The 24352-nt window shown below is 45.8% G+C and carries 20 protein-coding genes and 6 pseudogenes; 13 read left to right on the plus strand and 13 right to left on the minus strand.

The genetic code is table 11. The features are described from left to right. The first annotated feature begins 144 nt into the window (after window positions 1-144). Window positions 145-1452 carry an IS4 family transposase gene (locus tag VSQ30_RS09455; protein ID WP_334461212.1) on the plus strand — a complete coding sequence of 436 codons (1308 nt, stop codon included), beginning with the start codon at window positions 145-147 and terminating at the stop codon, window positions 1450-1452. A 36-nt stretch (window positions 1453-1488) separates the two neighbouring features. On the opposite strand, the pseudogene VSQ30_RS09460 reads toward VSQ30_RS09455, so the two are convergent. The 3 genes and pseudogenes from VSQ30_RS09460 to VSQ30_RS09470 all read right to left on the minus strand — a co-directional run. Beyond that, window positions 1489-1692 (minus strand): annotated as a pseudogene (locus VSQ30_RS09460) (class I SAM-dependent methyltransferase); the annotation flags it as partial. Between the two features lie 67 nt (window positions 1693-1759). Continuing rightward, the gene (locus VSQ30_RS09465) at window positions 1760-2128 is read right to left on the minus strand and encodes a nuclear transport factor 2 family protein (RefSeq protein ID WP_334463671.1); all 369 of its coding nucleotides are present in this window, start codon (window positions 2126-2128) and stop codon (window positions 1760-1762) included. Between the two features lie 164 nt (window positions 2129-2292). Then, window positions 2293-4332 carry an ABC transporter permease gene (locus VSQ30_RS09470; RefSeq protein WP_334463672.1) on the minus strand — a complete coding sequence of 680 codons (2040 nt, stop codon included), beginning with the start codon at window positions 4330-4332 and terminating at the stop codon, window positions 2293-2295. A gap of 104 nt (window positions 4333-4436) precedes the next feature. Between VSQ30_RS09470 and VSQ30_RS09475 the strand changes: the two genes are divergently transcribed. The 6 genes and pseudogenes from VSQ30_RS09475 to VSQ30_RS09500 form a co-directional block, all read left to right on the plus strand. Next, window positions 4437-5102, plus strand: a complete 666-nt coding sequence (locus VSQ30_RS09475) for an ABC transporter ATP-binding protein (protein ID WP_071422048.1) — start codon at window positions 4437-4439, stop codon at window positions 5100-5102. 14 nt (window positions 5103-5116) lie between these two features. Beyond that, window positions 5117-7495 (plus strand): ABC transporter permease, encoded by a 2379-nt coding sequence (locus tag VSQ30_RS09480; RefSeq protein ID WP_334463674.1) that lies wholly within the window; start codon window positions 5117-5119, stop codon window positions 7493-7495. A 74-nt stretch (window positions 7496-7569) separates the two neighbouring features. After that, complete coding sequence (locus tag VSQ30_RS09485; RefSeq protein ID WP_334463676.1) at window positions 7570-9954, plus strand: ABC transporter permease; 2385 nt, start codon at window positions 7570-7572, stop codon at window positions 9952-9954. Window positions 9955-10235: 281 nt separating this feature from the next. Continuing rightward, a pseudogene (locus VSQ30_RS09490) lies at window positions 10236-10452 on the plus strand (response regulator); the annotation flags it as partial. A 320-nt stretch (window positions 10453-10772) separates the two neighbouring features. Then, on the plus strand, window positions 10773-11102 hold the full coding sequence (locus VSQ30_RS09495) for a plasmid mobilization protein (RefSeq protein WP_334463678.1): 330 nt from the start codon (window positions 10773-10775) through the stop codon (window positions 11100-11102). Then, a pseudogene (locus tag VSQ30_RS09500) lies at window positions 11063-11695 on the plus strand (relaxase/mobilization nuclease domain-containing protein); the annotation flags it as partial. The gene VSQ30_RS09495 and the pseudogene VSQ30_RS09500, both read left to right, overlap by 40 nt. On the opposite strand, the pseudogene VSQ30_RS09505 reads toward VSQ30_RS09500, so the two are convergent. Beyond that, window positions 11654-13993, minus strand: a pseudogene (locus VSQ30_RS09505) (YodL domain-containing protein); the annotation flags it as partial. The pseudogenes VSQ30_RS09500 and VSQ30_RS09505 overlap by 42 nt on opposite strands. A gap of 23 nt (window positions 13994-14016) precedes the next feature. On the opposite strand from VSQ30_RS09505, the gene VSQ30_RS09510 reads away from it, so the two are divergent. From VSQ30_RS09510 to VSQ30_RS09540, 6 genes and pseudogenes are all read left to right on the plus strand, one after another. Further along, complete coding sequence (locus VSQ30_RS09510) at window positions 14017-14385, plus strand: RNA polymerase sigma factor (RefSeq protein WP_334463679.1); 369 nt, start codon at window positions 14017-14019, stop codon at window positions 14383-14385. A 279-nt stretch (window positions 14386-14664) separates the two neighbouring features. Continuing rightward, window positions 14665-14943: a hypothetical protein gene (locus VSQ30_RS09515; protein WP_334463681.1), complete on the plus strand. Its 279-nt coding sequence runs from the start codon at window positions 14665-14667 to the stop codon at window positions 14941-14943. A gap of 64 nt (window positions 14944-15007) precedes the next feature. Further along, entirely contained in the window at window positions 15008-15196 is a 189-nt protein-coding gene (locus VSQ30_RS09520; RefSeq protein WP_334463683.1) for a hypothetical protein, read from the plus strand. An 86-nt stretch (window positions 15197-15282) separates the two neighbouring features. Next, window positions 15283-16788: a recombinase family protein gene (locus tag VSQ30_RS09525; protein ID WP_334463685.1), complete on the plus strand. Its 1506-nt coding sequence runs from the start codon at window positions 15283-15285 to the stop codon at window positions 16786-16788. A 179-nt stretch (window positions 16789-16967) separates the two neighbouring features. After that, window positions 16968-17399: a pyridoxamine 5'-phosphate oxidase family protein gene (locus VSQ30_RS09530; protein WP_334463688.1), complete on the plus strand. Its 432-nt coding sequence runs from the start codon at window positions 16968-16970 to the stop codon at window positions 17397-17399. A 246-nt stretch (window positions 17400-17645) separates the two neighbouring features. Further along, window positions 17646-18123: pseudogene (locus VSQ30_RS09540) on the plus strand (DUF6144 family protein). A 180-nt stretch (window positions 18124-18303) separates the two neighbouring features. Here the strand turns inward: VSQ30_RS09540 and VSQ30_RS20615 are convergent. The 9 genes and pseudogenes from VSQ30_RS20615 to VSQ30_RS09580 form a co-directional block, all read right to left on the minus strand. Next, entirely contained in the window at window positions 18304-18453 is a 150-nt protein-coding gene (locus VSQ30_RS20615; protein ID WP_350339953.1) for a DUF6323 family protein, read from the minus strand. Between the two features lie 21 nt (window positions 18454-18474). Further along, window positions 18475-18960: a hypothetical protein gene (locus tag VSQ30_RS09545; protein ID WP_334463696.1), complete on the minus strand. Its 486-nt coding sequence runs from the start codon at window positions 18958-18960 to the stop codon at window positions 18475-18477. A 48-nt stretch (window positions 18961-19008) separates the two neighbouring features. After that, a pseudogene (locus tag VSQ30_RS09550) lies at window positions 19009-19473 on the minus strand (VOC family protein). Between the two features lie 254 nt (window positions 19474-19727). Further along, window positions 19728-21002, minus strand: a complete 1275-nt coding sequence (locus tag VSQ30_RS09555; RefSeq protein ID WP_334463698.1) for an ATP-binding protein — start codon at window positions 21000-21002, stop codon at window positions 19728-19730. A 197-nt stretch (window positions 21003-21199) separates the two neighbouring features. Continuing rightward, a complete protein-coding gene (locus tag VSQ30_RS09560) occupies window positions 21200-21487 on the minus strand; it encodes a hypothetical protein (protein ID WP_334463700.1) in 288 nt (95 codons plus the stop codon). A gap of 306 nt (window positions 21488-21793) precedes the next feature. Further along, window positions 21794-22444, minus strand: a complete 651-nt coding sequence (locus tag VSQ30_RS09565; RefSeq protein ID WP_334463702.1) for a hypothetical protein — start codon at window positions 22442-22444, stop codon at window positions 21794-21796. A 317-nt stretch (window positions 22445-22761) separates the two neighbouring features. Next, window positions 22762-23256 carry a DUF6194 family protein gene (locus VSQ30_RS09570; protein ID WP_334463704.1) on the minus strand — a complete coding sequence of 165 codons (495 nt, stop codon included), beginning with the start codon at window positions 23254-23256 and terminating at the stop codon, window positions 22762-22764. Between the two features lie 22 nt (window positions 23257-23278). Beyond that, entirely contained in the window at window positions 23279-24007 is a 729-nt protein-coding gene (locus tag VSQ30_RS09575; RefSeq protein WP_334463705.1) for a DNA alkylation repair protein, read from the minus strand. Window positions 24008-24025: 18 nt separating this feature from the next. Further along, on the minus strand, window positions 24026-24349 hold the full coding sequence (locus tag VSQ30_RS09580; RefSeq protein ID WP_334463707.1) for a GNAT family N-acetyltransferase: 324 nt from the start codon (window positions 24347-24349) through the stop codon (window positions 24026-24028). Window positions 24350-24352 lie beyond the last annotated feature (3 nt).

The following is a 24352-nucleotide window of genomic DNA, read 5'->3' on the forward strand; positions in this document are numbered from 1 at the left end:
CCTCCACTTCGCCCCATACTGGTCAATGCCATTAAGTTAAGCATTTTGTAAAAAGATAAAGAAACCGGCAAAAAGCCCTTGACAAAATGAGAAAAATATGCGGCGAAGCCCCTTGAAAAATAAAAACTTCAAGGGGCTTATAAAATGAAACAAACCGCAAAAAACTTACGAAAAAAGCTGCTGTCTCAGGTAAGGAAAATGGGAAAGAATCCCCAAATTTACGCCAGCCGGCCGGGACGGGATTTCACCCGCCGCAGGGCGCTGGATTTTGAAAATATCATTTTCTTCTTGCTCACCATGAGCTGTGAAAGCGTGGGCAAAAATCTCATGAAAGCTTTCCGTTTTCAAGAAAAAACACCTTCTGCCTCCGCCTTTGTGCAGCAGCGGAAAAAGCTTTTGCCTAAAGCCTTGGAGGACTTATTTCACAGCTTTTCAAATTCACTTACCCCCGAAAAGAAGTACCGGGGATATCGGCTGCTGGCAGTGGATGGAACGTCCTTGAAATCATCAGCATACCCTGCAGATTTGCTTTCTTATCTGCCCGGAACAGACCGCCAGCACGGTTGGAACAAGCACCTGATAAACGCTCTTTTTGACTTGGAAAACGGCATTTATACAGACTTAATTGTCCAAAAGGAACACGAGAAAAATGAAGGCAAAGCTCTGTGTGAAATGACAGACCGTTCGCGGATTTCAGAGCCGGTTATCCTTTTAGCTGACCGGAACTATGCGTCCCTGAACAACTTGGCGCATCTGGAAAACCGGGGATGGAAATATGTCATCCGCCTGAAGGAAAGGGATTCGGTTTTTGGTGTAAAACTTCCTTGTTTTCCCGAATTTGATATACCCGCAAGCCTCACTTTGGGGCGCCTCACAAAACGAAAACTGGAAACAAGAAATATCCCTGTTCCGGCAGATTATTATAAGCTTACAAGTCAGCGTGTTTTCGATTTCCTGCCTGTAGAAAGCGTTGGCTTTTACCGGCTTTCTTTCCGTATCGTACGCGTAAATTTCTGCAATGGAAAAACGGAAACCTTCCTGACAAATCTGAATAAAAATCAATTTCCGCCCGAAACTTTGAAAGCTCTTTACGCCAAACGCTGGGGCATCGAAACATCTTTCCGCAGCCTGAAATATTCAGTGGCGCTCATTCATCTCCACTCCAAAATTCCAGAACTTATTTTACAGGAGGTTTTTGCTGCTTTCCTGATTTTTAACTTTGCACAGGCAGCAGCCTGGAACGTGAAGCTTTCCTGCCACAACACAAAACAAAAACAGCGCCTCAATTTTTCCGACGCTGTCTTTGCCTGCTGTGCTTTCTTACGGAAACCTTTTCGAGAACTGGAAGGGTTGCTTTACAGGAAACGCTTTCCGGTAAGGCGGGGACGGGCTTTCCAGAGACCTGTTTCCTCGGGTAATCGGATTTCTTGGTTTTATCTTCCGGCACGATAGCGGGGCTCTTTGGGGGCGCTTAACTTAATGGCATTGCCCATACTGGTACATATTTCTGGGAAGCACCCCTGTCCCTGTTCCAACATCAAGGATAGATTGTCCGTCTATACATAATTTGCGGTCAACAATTTTTTGATAAAATTCTTTTGGATAAATATCACGGAACTTTGCATAATCTAAAGAGGTTTTCCCCCAATCAAAAGGTTTTCCGTTATCTATATCTCTATCAGTTATCTTCATACTATGCCTCCATAAATTTCTTTTGCCCGACAAACTGGAATTTCATTGTTTTTAATCCATATTTGTATCATGATTCATATGGATAGTAGTGTTCTGCCTTCGACTGAAATTCACATAATTTTAATATCTTCATATCATTATCAAAGTCTGCTATTGTAACACCATCAAAGTCATCTACCCTGCCATCATAATTGCATTTAAAGTACCATTCAACAATTAACGTTTGATTTAGTTCTAATATTCGCTTAATTGTCCATTCCAATACTTGTCCTTTATTATGCCAATCTTCAAACCACATTGCAATTTGTGATAAGCCATGATATTCCGGACCATAGCATTCACTATACAAAGCATTTTCAGAAAAAGTCTGCTTTACAATCTCAATATCCTTATCTATCCAAGACTGAAAATATTTCTTAATGACATCTGCTTTCATATTTTTCCCTCTCCTAAATCCCGATTTATAGTATTCGTTCCTATTTCTCAAAAACTACAAAAGCACATTCGTAAGGATGGGCGCAATACACACTTTCTTGCTTATCAGTTCTGTTAATTTTCTTTTATCGTTAGCCATAGATAATTCCTCCAAATTTTATACGCTTATTCCATCGCCCGCATTTGTTCAATCAGGGATTGCTTTTTCTGTCTGCGGATTGTCCATACAGACAAGATCAGCTCCATTCCGAACAACACCAGAATGAACAGGCCCATTTCCAAAACCGGGAATTGATATGGCACTACTTTTCCGGCAAAAATGGCAATGCTCATTTTTCTACAAGCAAAGATGGAAGCCGGAAGCCCAACGATCAGCGTCGCCAATGTTGCAAAGAGCGCATAGCACAGGCCCTCGCAGATGTTCATTTTACATAGCTGTTTTTGTGTTAGACCGATGGAACGCAAAACACTGTTTTCCTGCTTTCTGGACATCTGGTTAGAGAGTGTCGTATTGATAAGGTTGATAACACCAAAAAGGAATACCAGCCATGAAAGTACCTCCATACTCCCAAATGCTGCCCTATCTTCCGCCTTTTTAACTTCAATCAGCGTACTCACTTCGTCTAAAGCAAGGTTGCTATGGCTGGCTACAATATTTTTTAATTCACTTTCCACATAGTCCGCTTTCTTCGGATCACTTACAATACTCCATGAATAGTCAAAAGAGGTAATTTCAGGGTGTAGTTCACGGAACAAATCCTGTGGTGCAAATGCAACAGCCCCATCAATAAGTAATTTACCATGCCCGGTATATGTGCCTGCTCCAAATAGTCCTGATATAGTAACAGGAACTGATGACTGCCCCTCTCTGAAAGATATTTCGACCGTTGAACCAACTCCCATATCTTCATAAGAATCTACAATCGAGCGTGAAATTACGATACTATGAGAATCTGTCGGCATCGTTCCCTCCGTCAATGCAGCCTCAACCTTAGCATAATTCTGGTCGGTCAGCATATCACAGTTTCCAGTGTTCTGATTGATGTCCGTCTTAAAAGTTGTATTAACTGCTTGTCTTTTTACAATTACATCTGTGATGCCATCAATAGCCAGTATTTCCTGCTTTAATTCCTCATTCAGTGGATTTCCTGCTGCCATAATTTTTTCTTTTGACACCTCGCCGGAATCCAAATAAATTTTATAGTCTCCATCTGGAAAATAAGACCTTGCCTGCGCTTCCGGGGAGCGCGTTAATACAATGGAAGATACCACAAGCAGAATAATTCCGCCCAAACTCAATGAGGTTACAATAGCAACGGTCTTTTTTCGGTCACGCTTAAAATTCGCAATTCCCATTGAAACAGGATTGAGCTTGATATTCTTTTTCCGGCTGCGGATGTCCTTTTGCACCGGGGTAAAACGGACGGCTTCAATAGGGGAAATTCCTGCCGCAATCTTTACTGGCTTACGGATGGAAATAGACACCATAAACCAGCAGCTTATGAGTGTCAGGGAAATCATAATCACATAGGAAACAGCGTTAAATCCCTTGGAAAACAGGAGAAAACCAGCGCATACGCCCAGCACTGTACCAATCAAAATTCCGATACTGCCGAGTTTGCGTCCCTCCCGCTTTACAATCCGCTTGATTTGTTTTGGCGTTGCACCAATCGTCCGTAGCTGCCCATAGCTCCTGATTTTGTCATTGATGGAGATACGGAAGATACTCTGGATCACAATATAGCCGCCGATCAGCACAATGGCAATCACGCCAGCCATCAGTGCAAAATTAAAGGACTTAGAAACATAAGTAAAATACCTGTTGTTCATGCGGAGATTAGGAAGCTGATATTCCTCTGTAATCTCCCTGCAATAAGAGGTTATCAGTTCTTCGCCTAACTGGTCGCTGTTTTTGAAATGGACATAGGCGCGATAGCCAGTCGGGTCAAACCCTTTCCATTCTGTCAGGGCAGCGTTGGAAAGAATGATAGCGCAGGTATTCGCTTCTTTTTCATTTACACTGTCCATAATGCCGGTAACGACATAATCACCATGAAAACTCTCGGTATCTAAGGTCACAGTGTCCCCGATCTTGGCATTGTTTCCATAGGTGGAAAGAAAGTATTCGCTTACGACAACTTCATTTGCTTTTTCAGGAACCCGGCCCTCTAACAACTCCATCTGCGCCTTGGTAATCTCCATCATTTGCGCGTCGCAATACACATAGGACGCATGATAACATTTCGCGGACATTTGGGTTTTACAATACCCTTATCAACAGGCAGAAAGCCTTGAAAGGAGTTTTGAATATGAGCATTTTACAGACTATCGACCTGAAAAAGTATTACGGTACAGAGCCGAATATCACCCGCGCCCTTGACGGCGTGAACTTCTCTGTAAATGACGGCGAATTTGTGGCCGTTGTGGGAACCTCCGGCAGCGGCAAGTCCACCCTGCTTCACATGATGGGCGGGCTGGACACCCCTACTTCCGGCAATGTGATTGTCCGGGACAAAGAACTGTCGAAAATGAACGACGAACAGCTTACCATCTTCCGCCGCCGCAACATCGGCTTTATCTTCCAGAACTATAACCTTGTTCCTATCCTGAATGTGTATGAGAACATCGTCCTGCCGGTGGAGCTGGACGGGGACACGGTGGATCAGAAGTTTTTGGACGAGATCGTTCACCTGCTGGGGCTGGAAGATAAACTGAAAAATATGCCGAACAATCTTTCCGGCGGCCAGCAGCAGCGTGTGGCTATCGCCCGCGCCTTGATTACCAAACCGGCTATTGTTCTGGCCGACGAGCCAACCGGCAACCTTGATAGCAAGACCAGCGCCGAGGTGCTGGGGCTTATCAAGCGCACCAGTGCAGAGTTCCGGCAAACTGTTGTGATGATTACCCACAACAACGACATTGCCCGCCTTGCAGATCGGATTGTCCGCATTGAGGACGGCAAGATTGTGGAGTAAGGAGGTGGCAGGCTATGACATGGCCTTTTGAGAATGATACCAGCGCCATTACAAAGAAGCTGGCAAAGAAAAGTTTGCAAAGCGAGAAGCGCCGGAATCTGATGGTGGTGATTGCCGTTGCACTGGCGGCGTTTCTAATCTGCTTTACGGGAATTGTGTCTACTTCCCTGACACAAATGCAACGCAATCAGGTTGTCGATACTTATGAGGCGGTCTGGCTGGGCGTGGAGGAAAACGACATTGAAACCCTGAAAGGACTGCCGGAGTTTGAGCGCGTAGGCGGCTACTATATGCTGGGTGAGGAACTTTCGGAACAGGGCTATCATGCGTCTTATGTGTATTGCGACGCGCAAATGATGGAGATTACCAAGGCGCAGATGGAGTTGTTAGAGGGGAGGGTTCCTGAAAAAGCAAATGAAGTTGTCGTAAGCGAATACTTTCTTTCCACCTATGGAAACAATGCCAAAATTGGGGACACTGTGACCTTAGATACCGAGAGCTTTCATGGTAATTATGTTGTTACCGGCATTATGGACAGCGCAAATGAGAAAGAAGCGAATACCTGCGCTATCATTCTTTCCAAAGCCGCCCTGACAGAATGGGCTGGGTTTGACCCGGCTGGGTATCGTGCCTATGCCCATTTCAAAAACAGCGACCAGTTGGACGAAGAACTGATGACCTCTTATTGTAGGGAGATTGCGGAGGAATATCAGCTTCCTATGCCCAAAATGAACAGTAAGTATTTTGCCTATGCTTCTAAATCCTTTGATTTTGCACTGATGGCTGGCGTGATTGCCATTGTTCTGATCGGCGGCTATATTGTGATCCAGAGTATCTTCCGTATCTCCATCAATGACAAAATCAAGAGCTACGGGCAGCTTCGGACGATTGGTGCAACGCCAAAGCAAATCAAGCGGATTGTAAAGCGGGAGGGGCGTAAACTCGGCAGTATCGGGATTTTGATTGGTACAGTGCTGGGTGTATGCGGCGGTTTTCTCCTGTTTTCTAAGGGTTTTAACGCTGTTTCCTATGTGGCAACGGTTATTTTGACACTCATAAGCAGTTGGATCATGGTATCTGTTTCCATCCGTAAGCCGGTAAAAATTGCGGCAGGGATTTCCCCGATTGAAGCCGTCCGTTTTACCCCGGCGCAAAAGGACATCCGCAGCCGGAAAAAGAATATCAAGCTCAATCCTGTTTCAATGGGAATTGCAAATTTTAAGCGTGACCGAAAAAAGACCGTTGCTATTGTAGCCTCATTGAGTTTGGGCGGAATTATCCTGCTTGTGGTATCCTCCATTGTTTTGCTGCGCTCACCAGAGGCACTTGCAAGACAGTTTTTCCCGGACGGCGACTATAAAATTTATTTGGATTCTGAAATGACAGAAGAAAAGGTTATGGCAGCGGGAAATCCATTGAATGAGGAATTGAAGCAGGAAATCTTATCTATTGATGGCGTTACAGATATAATTCCAAGCAGGCAATCTCTCCATGCAACTTATAAAACAAAGATTCATCAAGCTGGTGGTATGTGCGATATGCTGACCGACCAGAATTATGCGGCAGTTGAAGCGGCTTTGACAGAGGGAACCATGCCAACAGATTCCCGTAGTATTGTAATTGACTATAATGTGCTAAAGCAGAATGAGGATATGGGTGTTGGTTCAACGGTTGAGATTTCTTTGGGAGAAGAACAGCCATCCGTTTCTGTTACCATATCGGGGTTATACGCTCCTGCAAAGGTATATTCAGGACATGGCAGGATGCACTTAGATGGGGCAACTCTTTTTGCACCAGAAGCGTTGTTCCACGAACTGCACCCGGAAATCACCTCTTTTGACTATTCATGGAGCATTGTAAATGACCCTAAAAAAACGGACTATGTGGGAGCTGAATTGAAAAATATTGTTGCCAGCCATAGTAATATTGCCTTAGATGAAATCAATACAGTGATTGAATATGAAGAAATGACAAATTCTTTTGCGTTTGGCAGTATGGAGATACTTTCATGGTTGGTATTTCTCTTTGGCGTTATCAACCTTATCAATACGACACTCTCTAACCAGATAGCCCGAAAGCAGGAAAACAGTATTCTGCGTTCTATCGGCCTAACACAAAAACAGCTATGTAAAATGAACATCTGTGAGGGGCTGTGCTATGCGCTCTTTGCAACATTGGCGACGCTGATCGTTGGGCTTCCGGCTTCCATCTTTGCTTGCAGAAAAATGAGTGTAGGTGCTTTTGCCGGAAATGTAGTGCCTTACAAATTCCCGGTTTTGGAAATGGGGCTGTTCATTCTGGTGTTGTTCGGAATGGAGCTGATCTTGTCTGTATGGACAATCCGTAGACAGAAAAAACAATCCCTGATCGAACAAATGCGGGCTATGGAATAAGCGTATAAAATTTGGAGGAATTTTGTAGTTTTTGAGAAATAGGAACAAATTGTGGAATAAGGAGGTGGCAGGCTATGACTTGGCCTTTTGAAAATGATACCAGTGGCATAGTAAAGCGCATATCAAATCGCAGTATATCGGCGAATCGAAAAAGAAATATCTTTATTGTTTTGACGATTGCACTTGCCAGCGCATTGCTGTCTGCTATTGTCCTCTATGGCTTTGGGGTTATGCAGGAAACGCAGAAACGCAACCAAAAAACAGCGCAGATTATGTATCATGCGATTTCTGAACAACAGGGACAGGAACTATACAAGCAGGAAGAAATTGCGTGGGTCGGGGAATTTTTTAACGCATTTTCTGAACAGGTAAACCATTCAACCGTGAATTTTACTTATGCAAATGCAGATATGCTAATATCCCAAAGTATGCCCTATTCGGGAGATTTACCAGCTTCGGAGGATGAAATTGTAGTACAGGAATCCTTTTTGGATAGTTTGGGCTATTCAAATGAATTGGGACAGACAATTCAAATCCCCTTTTCTGACGGCACTACCCATGATTTCAAATTGACGGGAATCTTAAATGTGAAAACCGGCGATATTGGACGCTATACAGCCATTATATCGAAAGAATTAGTAAGACAGCAGTATGGCAGCGAGGGCATGATTGATTATTACATTGGGCTGAAAGGCGCTCAAAACATGAGCGAGGAAGAAGCCGCCAACTATGCAAATACTCTGGCACAGCAATTAGAAATTTCCGATGATAATGTGATTGTCCGTTCCACTTATTTCAACTTAAAGGACGAAAATCGTGGAAGTGATATGCTGTTCTACTTCTTGGTCGGTTTTATAACTTTCATTGGTTCCGGCATTGTGATCTATTCGATTTTTTATATTTCAGTAGCAAGCAGTATCCGTAACTATAGACAGCTTCGCACAATCGGAACAACAAAACGACAGATCAAAAAGATGGTTTACCGCGAGGGAAAATTACTTGCTGCCATTGCTATCCCGATTGGTCTGGTTATTGGAAATGTGATTGGGTATTTTCTGGTTCCTGCCGGTTGGTACTGGCTGACTGCTTTATGTGTGACGGTCGGGGTTGGCCTTTTTGCATTTATTATTGTGATGATTGCTATTCATACTCCTGTAAAAAGAGCTGCGGCAGTATCTCCGCTGGAAGCATTGCGATATTCCGATTATCAGGGGAAAATGAAAGAAAGTTCCGTGTTGCACCGTAAAATAACGCCTGCTTCACTTGCTAAAATGAATCTGTCCAGACAAAAGGCAAAGTCCACTTTAACAATACTTTCTCTTTCACTCGGCGGAGTATTGGTTGTATTGATTTCGACAATGTTAGTTTCCTATGATGGCGTTGCAGAAGCAAGAGGCAGGGCTTTCCCTGTCGGTGAATTTAACATCCAGCTCAACGCAAATCAATCGTGGGACACTGCCGGTATTTCTTTGTCTGGATTACAGCGAAAGAACTTTCTAAATGCCGATTTTGTAAATGCAGTAGAATCTATTGATGGCGTTACAGGAATCAAACGCTGGTATTACACGGATGCAGAATATTGTGTAAATGGCAATTCTGGAAAATGGATTCAGGGATTTTGCCGGGATGAGCAGCAGAATTTGGAGAAAGAGCGAATTGCGGGAACGATTGATTATGATGAACTGGTGGCAGACAATGGAATTGTCTTGCTTCAAGAGCGTGCCGATCTCTATGATATTGAGGCTTCGTTGGGTGATACCGTCGAAGTGGACTATAAAACCGAATCCGGGCAAATTTGCACAAAGACCTATACAGTCATGGGCATTGTAAATGAATATTCTTACTCCGGCTTCTCAAAGTGCTTTGCGCTTCCGGAGCAGCTTATGAATGAAGCGGCCGGGATAGATTGCACAGGTACGATTTCCGTAATTACCGATATGGAAAAATTTGATACGGTTGAAGCTGCATTAAATCAACTGATAGACAGAAATAGCGATTTGGTTATGGAAACCATAAAAGAAAGTATCTCTTATTATAGCGGACTTCAACAACTTTCTTTCGGGGTATTGTTGATCGTAGCTGTTATTGTTGTGTGCTTTTCTTTAATCAACCTTGTCAATACGACAATCACAAACTTTCTGTCCCGCAGGCAGGAAATTGGAATGTTACAGGCGATTGGTTTGAGTAAAAAGCAACTTATCAAAATGCTGTGTTATGAGGGGTTGATTTATTCAGTTTTTGCTACGCTTGTAACAGTGGTTTTGGGAACTGGATTGGGCTTCCTATCCGTACAGGTAGTTGTGAAAACGATGAATCCATACTTTTATTATTCATTTCCGCGGCTGATCGTATTGATATATTTAGCGATCCTGCTGATTGTGCAGTTTACCTTGATTTCTTACACAACTGGAAATCTGAAAAAGCAATCTCTTGTTGAGCAAATCAGGGAAATGGAATAAGCGTATAAAATTTGGAGGAATTATCTATGGCTGACGATAAAAGAAAATTAACAGAAAAAGAACTGAAACGTAAAAATCTATAAATTGCGATTTGGGAAAATCAGTGGAGCGGTTCATTAGCTGCGCCACTGATTTTTGCTGTCCCTTGACAAAATATTTTGAAATGTCCGAGCTTTGTAACAATTCAGCCTGTTTTTCTGTCGAAATCAAAGGCACCTCGGACATTTGTGTAACATTTGTAGTTTATGCTTATAGTAAATCAATATTGGGGGTGCGGACACATGAAAAAGATACTGCTGATCGATGACAGCGACACCTATATATGGCATCTGCAAAAATATTTACAACGGCGAGGCTACCCGGTAGAAACGGCTTGTACACTGAAAGAAGCGCGGGCCGCCATCCAAGAGGAAATGCCGCTGGTGGTCTGCTGTAATCTCGATCTGCCGGATGGTTCCGGCATGGACTTTCTGAACGAGGTGCGGGCCGCAGATACGGATTGTGACCGCAACGGCAAAAGAGATAGCGGAAGTCGAAACAGAGGGCAGATAAGATGTGTCCGTCAAAACTGAACAGAGTATAGAGAGCGTTGTAATCTTTTTTTGAGATTGCAGCGTTTTTCTTTTGCGAAAGTTTGGCAAATCGGGGATTGCTCCGTAGTAAGGGATAAGAGCCTAAAGGATAAAAACATTCGTAGCAAGCATAGGAAGCGGGTACCCACTTCCGTATTTTCCCCCTCCCGCGCTGCAGCGCGTCGGTTGAAAATGGCTTGTTGGGAAGTTTCCCAAACCCTCTAAAAAACGGAAAGGAGCGAAGCAATGGACGGACGGAAAAGGACGGTGCAAATCAAATTCAGAGTGACGGAAGCGGAACGGGATTTAATACTGGAAAAAATGAAGCTCGTTCCCACCCGGAACATGGCGGCGTATCTGCGGAAGATTGCCATTGACGGGTACATCATTCAGATAGACCACGCCGATATAAAAGCAATGACCGCAGAGATACAGAAAATCGGTGTCAACGTCAACCAGATAGCCCGCCGCGTGAACGCAACGGGGAACGCATACAAAGAGGACATAGAGGAAATAAAGGGGGTGCTTGCGGAGATATGGCGGTTACAAAGATTAAGCCTATTAAAAGCACTCTAAGCAAAGCCCTTGACTATATCGAAAACCCGGACAAGACGGACGGAAAAATGCTTGTGTCCTCTTTCGGCTGCTCCTATGAAACGGCAGATATTGAGTTTGAATATACATTGTCCCAAGCACTCCAAAAGGGGAACAATTTAGCCTTTCATCTGATACAGTCCTTTGAGCCGGGGGAAGTCGATTATCAGAAAGCCCATGAAATCGGAAAGCAGCTTGCCGACGCGGTAACAAAGGGGCAGCATGAATATGTACTCACGACGCACATTGACAAAGGACACGTCCACAATCACATTATTTTCTGCGCCGTAAATTTCGTAGACCACCGCAAATATAATTCCAACAAAAGGAGCTATTACGGCATACGGAACATGAGCGACAAGCTGTGTCGGGAAAATGGCTTGTCCGTCGTCGTTCCCGGCAAGGGCAGCAAGGGAAAGAGCTATGCGGAGTACCAGGCAGAAAAGACGGGTACAAGTTGGAAAGGCAAGCTAAAGATTGCCGTTGACGCGCTTATCCCCCAAGTTTCCAGTTTTGAGGAATTGTTGCAGCGGTTACAGGCGGCGGGCTATGAGATAAAGCCGGGGAATCATGTTCCCGTTCTGCTCTGTGGTCTGCTCGGCGGTTTTCAAGGGATTGTCCCGCTGCGCCTGTTCTGTGGCAACGGCAAACGCCCGCGTCCCATTCCCCATAATCAGATACTTTCCGTCGTCCGACTGGTGGTGAAAGCCATATCCGGCGGCTTCTATCTGCTCCCGGCTCATGGCGGTTACATGGAAAGTCCCTCTCGGTGTCTTGACAGTTTCGCCCGTTTCCAAGTCGTCCGGGGTAAGCTGCTTCTGCTCCTGTAAAAACTCCGGCACTTCCCGGAAACCTACACTGTCAACGAAATGCGCCGCGTCCTGTCCGTCCTGATGAAGCACTACCACGTCCGAAACGGAAAGGCTGTGTCCCTTAAAATCTTTGGGGTGGTCGATATTGAAACGGGCGTAAATATCTTCAAGGGAAGTTTCCGGCGCAAGGGGCGCGGAATAGACAAGCTCATAGTTCGCCCTGTCAACCACATTCCCCGCCGCCTGCAGGCGGTCGTATGGCTCAAAGCGGAAATCCCTTGTTTCGTCCCCGCCTTTTATCTGGTAAATGGAAAAGGTGTCTTTGTCCTGTCCGGCGGTCTGCGCCGTTTCCTGTGCCTTTGCGTAAAGCTGCTTTACGTCGCCCTCGGTCAGCTCGCCGCTTTTGAGCTGCCCCATAAGCTCGCGGCATTTCTCCGGCGTTCCCGTATAAAGCACGTCGCCCATTTTCGCCCGCCCGTTCTCCTGTGTCACATAGGCTTGCAAGAGGTGGCTGTTTTCCCGGCTGTCGCTGTAAGGGTTCCGGCGCACTCTGTAAATCGTTTCCGGGGTAAAGGCTTCTTTCGGGGCTGCGCCCGCCTTTTCCTGTGCGCCGGATTTTCCCGGTGCAGCTGCTTCCGGCTTCTCTTTCCCGGCTGTATCTGCCTTTGCCGGGGCTTCCGGCTGCGGCTGTTCTTTCGGGGCTGCCTTTTCCTCTCTGGTGGGCTGCTCCTGTCCGGCGGTCTGCTCCTTGTCCTGTGCCTTTTGCAGCTCCGCAAGATTTTCGTCTATTGAATTGATAATCTCGGCGGCTGCGCTGCGTATCGTTTCAAGGGAGCTTTTCAGCTCGGACAGCTCCCGCCCGCTGCTCCACCCGGCGACATAGCCGAAAGAGTAGTCCGACGTGTCAAGCCCATAATGTTGGCAGACGGTATAGGCGACGCTTTCCGCTTCGACTTCGCGGGTGCGGCGGTCAACGCGGGGTTGCTCGTCCTTTGGCGCGTTGAGGTCAATGTCGTGCAGCTTCGCATGGGCGATTTCGTGAATGGCGGTCTTTAAGGTCTGTAATTCGCTCATGCCCTCGTTGATAGCAATGCGCTTGTCCTCCAAGTGGTAGTAGCCATGAGAGCCGCCCTCGATATTCTCAAAGGCGATAGGAACGGGGGAAGTCTTTTCAAGGGCTGCGAAAAAGTCCTTATAGCGGTCAACGTCGCCTGTCAGTTCGTCAACGGCAATGTCCGGCAGTTCCTTTCCCTCGGTCTGGGAAACGTCAAAGACTGATACCACCTTGTAGGCGGGTATGGTGATTTCCTTTTCCTCGGTGACGGGCTTCCCGTCCTTGCCGATAACGGGCTTCTGCGTGTGCGGGTCGATTTTCTGCATTTCCTGTTTGATTTTATAGGGCGACGGGGCAATGATTTTAATTCCCTTTTCCCCTCTCATCACGTTTCGCTCAAAGTTGTTCTTCCAAGCGGAAAAGCCCGCCAAAAGGGAAGCGTCCGGCTTCTGCATGGCGATAAGGACGGTATTTCGGAAGCTGTAATTATGGAATTTTGACATGACTTTCAGATATTCCCGGTAACGCTCGCTGTCAAAGAGTTCCGTAATGCCCTGTTCCAGACGGTCGGTAATCTCTTTTAATTTCTCGGCGGGCTTCCCGGCTGTCAGCACGATAGGGATAACCGGGCGCGGCTCCTGTGGCTGCTCTGCGGCGGTTCGGGCGGTCTGCTCTGTGGCGGCTGCGTCCATAAAGGTCTTGTCCTGTCCGCCGCGTTCCGGCTGTGGGAAGCTCATAACGCGGTATTCTTTGGGTATCTCGTTTTCCGTTCCCCGATACCATTCGGTAAAGGTGTTCTGATTGTTATAGATATAGCCCTGTTCGGTAAACTGCCCCTTATCCTTGCTAACTGCGTCCCGCCCGTATTCTTCATACTTGAAATATTTCTTTGCTTCTTCGGGAAGCTCCAGCTCGTCCAGTTCGTCGATAAGATAATAACCGTAATCTTCTTCGCTGCGGACAGCGGGATAGAGCCAGTAACAGTCAAGGTTTTGTGCAAGGTTGATATCCCCACCTGACCGAGCGTGTCATGCTGGAGGTGTCTGACGAGATCGCCGTGACCCTCTCCATTGGTGGCCGCCTGTGTGACAGCTACAAGCGCCGCAAGCGGGAACATGACGAGTGTTCCTTGGACAGCACCCCCGGCTTTGAGGCAGACGTGACCTTTCCCCCGCTGACCCCGGAGCAGGTAATGGAGGACAGGGAAAACCGGGCCGCCCTCTATGCGGCCATCGACCAGCTCCCACCTGTCCAGGCCCGGCGCGTCTACGCCCATTACATACTCGGTATCAGCAGGGCCGACCTTGCGCGGGCCGAGGGCGTGGGGATCAGCCGGATCAGCGGCTCCATTGACCGAGGCTTGCTGAACCTGAAAAATATTTTGGAAAATTCCATTTAGGAGAGAGGACTTTCCCCCAATTTTCCGCCTGATAGGTGAGGAGGGACAAGCCCCTCCCGCTGACAACTGAATATACAGTATTCCAGATACAAAACCCGCGTGATAGCGGCAAAAGGCGCGCCGCCAGGATGGAAAGCTCCGAGGAGGTGAAATAGGAGCTGACCGAGCGATCAACGCAAGCCTTTGACCCGGCTGTGGCAAGCCGGGCGCGAGGACAGCGCGGGGGATAATGAAACTTGTTCACGCCCTCCCACAGACTTGAGGGGGAGTCCCTGCGGTATGCGGCAATCGGTACAGCGGGGCTATGCAGCCGAGGCCATCGGCGGTCTGGAATACTCCCCGCGCCGGGGATGCGTGGCAAATACGGCGCAGTATAAACGCAATCAAGGGGGCCGCCCCAGCCGGGGCGTTCTGTCTTACGACAGCCCAAATTATTCCGGCGGGGCGGCCCCTGGCCTTTGCAGATTGAAATGGAATACAGTCCCCCCTCTGCTTCTGGTCATCCTGACCAGAAGTGGGGGGAGGTCAAAGGGCGGCGGTTTTTCTGCCGCCTTTTGACGTTTCCCCACAGGACAGCGGGAAACTGTATGCACCTGTTCACCGATTTGTAAAGGAGGCTCCGATGGCAGAAACGAGAATTTCTTATCACAAAGAGGTCAAGACGGCTTCTTTTCAGGGCAGGACGATCACGCTGGAAAACCTGACCCCGATCCTGTCCCCCAAGGCGCAGGACAAGCGCAAGCGGGAAATTGAGAGCTGTCTTTTCGAGGTCTTTATCAAGTACGCGCCGGGCCAGGCGCAGGTGGTGTAATGCGAGGCATCCTTGTGGAATAGGGCTACCAGAGGTATAATATGAGTGTAAGGTTTGGTAGCTCCTGAAACGGAAAGGAGTACCAAATGAACATTCGGGAAGACGCAATTTACGGACGGCAATCGGTAGACCGCAAGGCCAGTATCAGCATTGAAAGTCAAATCGAGTTTTGCAAGTACGAACTGAGAGGGGGTAACTTCCGCCAGTACACCGACAAGGGCTATTCCGGCAAGAACACCGACCGCCCCAAATTCCAGGAGCTGATGGCCGACATCAAGCGGGGCCTGATTAAGCGGGTGGTGGTCTACAAGCTGGACAGGATCAGCCGCTCCATTCTGGACTTCGCCACCATGATGGAAACCTTTCAGGCGTACAACGTGGAGTTTGTTTCCTCCACGGAAAAGTTTGATACCTCCACGCCAATGGGCCGGGCCATGCTGAACATCTGCATCGTGTTCGCCCAACTGGAACGGGAAACCATTCAGAAGCGGGTGACGGACGCTTACTATTCCCGCTGCCAGCGCGGTTTTCACATGAGCGGCGCGGCCCCGTTCGGTTTCCAACTGGAACCCACCACCATTCAGGGCATCCGCACAAAAATGATGAAGCCCGACCCGGAAACGGCGGACATCGCACGGCTGATGTTTGAAATGTACGCCCAGCCCTCCACCTCTTTCGGGGACATCGCCCGGCACTTCACGGACGAGGGCATCCTGATTTACGACAAGGAACTGACCCGTGGCTTTATCTCCCAAATGCTCCGCAACCCCATTTACGCCCAGGCCGATCTGGAAATGTACGAATTTTTCAAAAGCCAGGGGACGGTAGTTATTAACGAGGCGGCGGACTTCGCGGGGACAAACGGCTGTTATCTCTACCAGGGCCGGGATGTGCAGGCGCGGAAAAACAAACACCTGAAAGACCAGATCCTTGTGGTGGCCCCCAGCGAGGGGCTGGTATCGGCGGATGTGTGGCTCCGCTGTCGGAAAAAGCTGATGGCGAACACTACATTCCAGAACGGGCGCAAGGCGAAAAATACTTGGCTGGCCGGGAAAGTGAAGTGTGGCCGCTGTGGGTACGCCTTAATGAGCGTGGGGAACCCGTCAGGCGTTCAATACTTGCGGTGCTCCAAGCGGGCGGACAACAAGAGCTGTCCGGGCTGTGGGACGCTCCGCACGAGGGAATTTGAGCGGTTTATCTACGGCGAAATGGTGAAGAAGCTGGCGCAATTCCAAACCCTGACGGGCAAGCGGGAAAAGGTCAATCCCAAGCTCACCGCCTTAAATGTGGAGCTGGCCCGTGTGGAGGATGAAATTGAAAAGCTGCTGAATACCCTGACCGGGGCCAGCGCGGTTTTGATCTCCTACGCCAACACCAAGATTGAGGAATTGGACGCACAGCGGCAAACACTGGCAAAGGAAATCGCGGCCCTGTCTGCGGAGAGTATGTCGCCGGAACAGATTGAGCGGTTGTCGGTGTACCTGAACCGCTGGGAAGAGATTGACTTTGACGATAGGCGGCAGGTGGCTGACGGCCTTATCTCTCAAATCCGCGCCACAGGTGAATGTGTCGCTATTGAGTGGAAAATCTGACTTTCAACGATCCATCGCACTTGACTATGGGCTGTATGCCCTTGTCAAGAGATGTAACCATTGGTTTATAAGGACATTCAAAAAGTATTGAAAGAAATATAAAAATTATAAGCACAACTTTCAGCTTGTCGAGACTTTGAACAGATCCGAAAAATATAATTTGAAGGGAGAAAGATTTAATGAAAGAATTTAGTCAAGAAGCAGAACTGGTCATGATTGAGCGTTTCGGGAAAGACACAATTATCGCCTTGGCAACAACAGAAAACGGGATGCCTTATGTACGATATGTAAATGCTTATTACGAAAATGGAGCATTTTATATCATTACCCATGCGCTTTCAAATAGAATGCAACACATAAAGGATAACCCTGTTGTTGCAATCGCCGGTGAGTGGTTTACAGCCCATGGGAAAGGCGTTAGCTTAGGATATTTCGGGAAAACGGAAAATTGTCTGATTGCTGACAAATTGAAAAAGGTCTTTGCTGAATGGATCGATAACGGCCATACTGATTTTGACGATGAAAATACGATTATATTATGTATTCAATTAACAGAAGGAATTCTTTTCTCACATGGGACAAGGTATGATATAGACTTCTTTGGTAACTGATTGCGGCCTGCAAAAGCTATGCCTGCTATTGTGATTGAGAAGGGAAAATGTGAATCAATCAGTATGCTGGACTTGGAATAAAAAAATTCTTTGATCTGGAATACAAATTTTGAGCCGAGGGAGGTTCCAAATATGAGAAATTTTTCTATGCCGGAGCACATATCACCGACTTTAGAATTGGATGAACTTATGAGACTGAAACGCAGTTTGGAAACGACAGTTTCAAAAGAGTCATCAGATAGTGTAATGTTTGAATTGCCGTTAACACCAAATTCAACACCTGCAGAACGCGCGGAATGGGTGGAAAAGCTATCGTCTCTTCTGGAAAACAGGTTTGATGGAAATATCGTCAAAGAAATTCGTCAGAATTGTTATTGTAATGAAAATGGAAGATACGGCTAAGGAACTGAAACGGTTATATAAATCCCTTAATAAAGATTTGCAACGCTTTGTATCTGCATTAAATAAAAATGGTGCCGGCTGGTATATAGAAGAAAATCAGTTATATACGAAAATGTTTACTTGTGAGTGTCCGATGTTAGAGGAGGCGGCTCTTTCACAATCCCTAACTTGGTGCCACTGTACTGCAGGATATAATAAGAAACTTTTTGAACTTGTTTTTGAGACTCCCGTGGATGTGGAAATAATGCAAAGCATACGACAGGGATTTGATTACTGTCTGCTGAGAGTCACGTTTAGCAAAGATTGCATACTGTCATCATAAACACATATATTCGCCTTATAAAGTGCGGAAAGAATATCGTTCTTTAACTCTGGTTTATACCTTGCAATAAGCGGTAACAGCTTGATATATTGTCTTGCTGTGATGGGCTTAACATCCGTTATGTGTTTTAAATATTTGTCAATAATCTCGTCAATTTTATAATCTTTATCCCATTTTGCATTATAAGCAAGCAACGTAAGCCCTCTTGTACGAATATAAGATTCGTTTGCTATCTTTTAAGACACTTGTCCGAGTATGCGCGAGGGCAACAGCTTGCTGTCTTGTTAAAGTTAATCCATATACTGCCGTATCTTGATTACAAGCAAGTATTTGGTCTTAACTTTTCTGTCGTTATAAAGCTGACTTACGCACACAAACCTCTGCACAGACCAGCCCAGCTATATGCTCCGCTGTTTCATTTGTCAGTAGAAAGAACATTCCGTCATTACGGCATTTTTTATGTGTGTCGCCATTCAAGGCATAAACAAAACCTTTCACACAGGTATCACTACAGGCATTAGGGTCAATCAGTCTCTTGCAGTCACGAGAAGTAGTCATTTTCTTTTGCATATCAGCAGGAAGCGAAGCGATTATATCCTCATACTTGCCAGCATTGTCTCCGTAAATCCGTGCAAAAACACCTGTCTTGCGAAAAACCCAATTCATTACTGTTTTCTTCTCTAGTTGGTATGAAGCGGTGTAACCGCTTTTTGCTTCCTTTATTACAAGGTCACAGCCCTGCTCAATAAGTTTGGTATTAAGTTTCTCGACAAATGCTTGGTGTTCTGGCGCGATTGCCGATAGAAATTCTTTGAATGAGCCTTTTTCTTTTGCCATTATCTGTTTCCTCCACAAATTTAGATTTGTTTATTCGTCCATCATATATTAGCTATTTAGAAGTTTTGTCAAATCCTCAATAGAAGCGTCCAGTTTCACAGAAACCTCTTCCATGGTCATGCCGGAATCAAGAAAACGCTTTATCACCATTTTCATATCCTCGCCAACCTCAATGATGTGTCCGTCCAAATCGTAAAACCGAATCACCCGCTGGCCCCAGCTATGCTCGATCACTTCTCCCAGATATTCAATATCCGGGTATTCTTTCAACTCGTTCAGAAAACTGTCAAAATCTTGTTCCTCAAAAACGATTTCCGCATTGTTGGATTTCTTTAGTACCTTTTCTTTTGGCAGATTCACAAGCCAGTCAAAATCCTGCTACAGTGCCAGGCCGCAGGTAAAGGCGATGTTCTTACCGTAGTCCTGAAACACCTCTAATCTAAACAGATCCTCGTAAAATTTTCTTGCGGCATTAATATCAGCCACCGATATAAGCATACATACGTGTTTCATGCAAATGCTCCTTTCAAACTGTGGTTTCCCATTTTCATAAAAGTTGATTGATTATTTATTCCAATCCAACCGAATTGTTACTGATCTTCACGGTTAAATATTTATTATACCATAGAGAAGCCTGTATCTCCACTTTTTCATCTCCTGCTTTGTCCAAGATTTGTCCTGTTTTTGTCCAAGAACGATTCATCTCATATTTTTGGATAAACGAAGGCCGAAACGCCCTCATTCTTCCTTCACATTTTGCAGAACAACTAAATCAACCAAACCGGCACATACCAGTTTTTTTCGTCCACAGGCAGCAAATCGTTGGCCATGCAAATGACACTTCCCGTCCCTATCTCTACTTTTAAAGATTCCAAACCTGCGAAAGCCCCCTCGCGGGTCACTGGCTCTAACACATTGAAGTTCTTTATTGCCGTTTTCCCGGGCGATGCCGCCTTTTTGATTTCTATCGGAGAGAGCACGCCGTTTTGATAAAGCAACAAATCAATCTCCTTCTGGTCTTTATCCCTGTAATAGAAGATGGGAGGCTCTTTCCCCGCATTCAGATAACTCTTATAGATTTCTGAGAATACATAACTCTCAAAGAATGCTCCGGACATTGCTCCCCTTTCCAATGCCTCGGGATTTCCCCATTTTAAGAGATAAGCCGCTAAGCCGGTATCCAAAAAGTGGAGAAGCGGCATTTTCACCACACGTTTCAACGCGTTGTTGTGATATGGCTGCACAAGAGCAATGATATGGGACGATACCAAAATGGAAAGCCATTTTTTTGCTGTTGGCGCTGAAATACCGGCAGCGCTTGCCAATTCCTCATAGACAACGGGCTTTGAGGTATGTGCGGCCACAATCGTCATAAAATTGTAAAACTGCATTTCATTAGCGACCTGGGCAAGATCGCGGATATCTCTCTGCAGGTACGTATCCACATAGGAACGGTAATAGGTCTCCCAATCCACATTTTCATCCGCGTAAAGCTCCGGCATGGAACCCTTGAAGATCCTTGCGTAAATTTCATTTAAGCTCCTTGTGGTTCTTACAGATAAACGGTTCATCAAGTATGACGCGTCTGTCTGGAACGGCTCGCTTGACTCCTGGTAGATTTCCGCATCGGACAATCCTAATAAATTCACAATGCCCACCCGTCCCGCAAGGCTCTCGCTTACATTCTTCATCAGGCGGAATACTTGCGAGCCCGTGATCCAAAAGTCCCCCTTTCTTTTAGAACGGTCTACGCTCATTTTGATATGGGGAAGCAGCTCCGTTGCATACTGGATTTCATCAATCAGTACCGGCGGGGAATATCTCTGTAGAAATAATGCCGGATCGCGCTTTGCCAAATATCTCGCGTCAGGATCATCTAAGGTTACATATTTTCGCTCTGTCCCCGTGTCTCGCTGTATTTCAGCCAACCTTTGCAGAAGAGTAGTTTTCCCCACCTGCCTTGGACCGGTCACCAACAGTACGGGGAACATTTTAGAAACCCGTGCAATCGTATCTTCTGCTGCTCGTTTTATATATGCCATGGCGATCTCCCTTCCATTGTAATATAAGTAATTTAGAGGATTCTATTCGCCGAAACTAAACTATAGCTTTATTATAGCCGGATTTCCTGTGATTGTCAACACCATTTCCGTCTAAACAAAATCAATGCTTAAGAATAGCCATAGTGAGAAAATATAAAAAAGAAGGAATGGAACATCCACACAAATAGAGCAGCATGTCATTCCTTCTTGTCTGATTCTAAAAAAGAAACCGGTAAAACTGTTTTGAACCCGTTTACGACTTTTATAAATCCCGGTATTTTGTCGTCTTTCATGTGTCTCGATGTACTCCATACATCATGTGATTCGTAAATGTACTTCGTCCCATTCTCCTCTGATTTGACGGCAACGGCAAAGAAAAATGGAAGATCATAATGGAGAAGCAAGCTTTTCAGGTGGTCCAACATCGGCTGAATCTCCTGCTCGAACAACTCCTCCTTGTCAAAAAATAAGTAAATCTCTTTCATTCTTCTTCTCCGCTTCTACTCTAAAGATTGACTTATATGCACCTTCCTATTAAATTGTTATATGCCCCATCTGTTTCCTTGGGCCAGAATGCTTTCGGAGAATCATATCTTCATACCTTTTCTCCAACCCTGGATAATTCAGAAAGCAAGCACATGATCCGCTCCGTGCAATCTGCCACACGGGTTTCCTGTTTTCTCCAGCTATTAGAAAGCGGGAAATACACCTTATCATTCGCAGATTTTCCCATATCCCACTTTCCGTTTTCATTTTTCAGCCCGGTTAACCAGTCCACGACAAACTGAAGCTTATACGCTGCATATCTGTATTTGGAAAGCAGTCCAATGGCCGCTGTTGGCCTGTTTACTTGCAAAAACCGGTAATACGGTAAGCCGCTCCTCATATATGTAATAGATACCGTCATCTTTATTCAACACATAATCCGTCAGGGCTTCCTCTGTCCCTTTATCCAGGCACCCCTGCATAAGCGATACTGTGTAAAAGCTCACAAACTTTATCAGTCTGGTGCCTCTGGCCTTTCCTCCAAAAACCTCCTGATAAGCGGCAATATAGTCCTCATGAGCATATGCACCGTGATGAAAGGCTTGAGAAATCACATCGGCCCACTGATCAGCAACCTGATTGGCTATCGGGACATCTTTTGTAAACCGTCTGATCCATGTAGACAGCATCAGAGAAGTAAACACATCCCAGTCTACAAGTTTTTCCCGCCGGTCCGGGATTTCACTTTTGCCGGAAAGGCAATCGCTCATATAGGAAATGGCTCTTTCTATGCATTCATCTTTGATTGTAAAGCCCAGACGTTCCAAACGCCGAAGAGCCCGCTCCGTCGTAAGTGGGGAATTGGATGAGCCGGAAAGCGTATGGAAATCGCCCCATGCGCCATCTCTCCTCTGCATAGAAATGATTTGCTTTGCCCATTTTGTATCTTTATGCATGAAATCCGTCCCCCCTATCCTTATTATGCCTCGCTTGCGTCAGCCTCTTTTCCTATTTGAGATTTCGACAAAATCAAACGCCCGCGTCCTTCTTCCTTGACCAATGTCTCCAGTTCCTTAATGGCATCCTTTCCAATCAAATTCAATGCCTTGCTGTCACTCTCCGCAAATTCATGTGCCAGTAACAGCGCCTTTTCATTATAGTTGAAACCTCTCTTTCCGATTTCGCGCAGCTATAGGGTGGTTCTTGGTTTACGGTTGCATTTATAATTCAGAGGGGCGGCAGCAATTAACTGTCGCCGCTTCTGTTGCATTATTTACTTTTTTCTTTTGTTGAATTTTTCTTTTGCAAAATCATAGGATTCTTGTATCATTGCCTTGAAATCCTCAAAGGTCTTATCAGAGGGATTTAAAACACATACCCAGCTCATCCATGCGTAGACAGGGTGGGGAATAATGGTATCTAAAACGGTAAAATCATAATCCATTTTTACGATTTTTCCAGCAGGCGGACGCTCTGGAATATACCCAAATTTTTTAATAAAGGTCTGTTTCCTTAAACCGACATTCACACGATATACATTATCACGGTTCAACATAGAGCCTTTATCATTATCACCGTCTCTTTCTTTAACAGTTAAAACATATACTCCCCGTTTCAAAACTCCGTTTGGATTATAAAAAATCCCTCGTTCTCCCCAACTTTCTACCAATACAACATCTTTCAAATTAGACTGGCAGTAGAAAAGAATATCGTTTGGTGTCATGCCATTTCCTCCAATTTGCTTTGCCCATTTCGTACCTTTATGCATAAAATCCATCCCCCTATCCTTATTATGCTTCGCTTGCGACAGCCTCTTTTCCCATTTGAGACTTCGATGAAATCAAACGTCCGCGCCCTTCTGCCTTGACCAATGTCTCCAGTTCCTTAATGGCATCCTTTCCAATCCACTTCAATGCCTTACTGTCACTCTCCGCAAACTCATGAGCCAACAACAGCGCCTTTTCATTATAGTTGAAATCTCTCTTACCGATTTCGCGCAACGCCCAGGATGCTGCCTTTTTTACATGCTCCCGCTCGTCATCTGAATACTTGGCTATCAATCCAAGATAATAGTCCAACATATCATCTGTAAGCTTTTTGTCATGGACCACAGACGATGCAATCAATGTGAATGCCGCCCGTTTCCTATATGTCTGCGATGAAGTAATCCACCCTTCTATCAGGGCGCTCCGGCAATCCATCTTAATTAAAAGATTCTTGCACAAATGGTCGCATAAATCCCAGGATATAACATCTCCTATCAGTTGTTCAACACCGTCTTTTGTCATTCCTTTCGGATCCATCAATAATACAGCCAACAGCCGCGCCTCATGATATCCCGTTACCCACAGCCCAAGAGCCAGCTCATTTGACTTCTGCATCTTTTTGGCAAGGCTTCTGATCTCTGCCGTTGATACACCAAGACTATACTGCTCCGGAATCCCCATACGAACCACGTTCGCCTTATATTTCTCAGACGCCCGTATCTTTAATTCTGCTATTACCTCTGAACAATTCATGTTTTCCTCCTAGCCGCTTCACTCATTCTCCAAATAGAAACTCCTTGAGATCCCTTTTCTCACAAAGCCGTTCTTCTCATAAAAGTGCTGTGCCCCTACATTCGTCAAAGCTGTATCTGTATCAAGCTTTCGGATTCCTTTCTTATACAGGAAGTTTTTCAGGCTGCACATACACATTGCCCCAATTCCATTTCCCTGCAATCCCTCTTTGACATATATCCATCGCAGATATGCAATACCCGGTTGTTCCAGATAGTGAATTTCACACTCTCCTATCGGATTGGAATCAAGGAGAAACTCGCCATATTGCTGTCTGCCGGTACTCATCTCATGCCATCGCATGGC

The sequence above is a fragment of the Acutalibacter sp. JLR.KK004 genome, assembly GCF_036941085.1.
Taxonomy (GTDB): Bacteria; Bacillota; Clostridia; order Oscillospirales; family Acutalibacteraceae; genus Acutalibacter.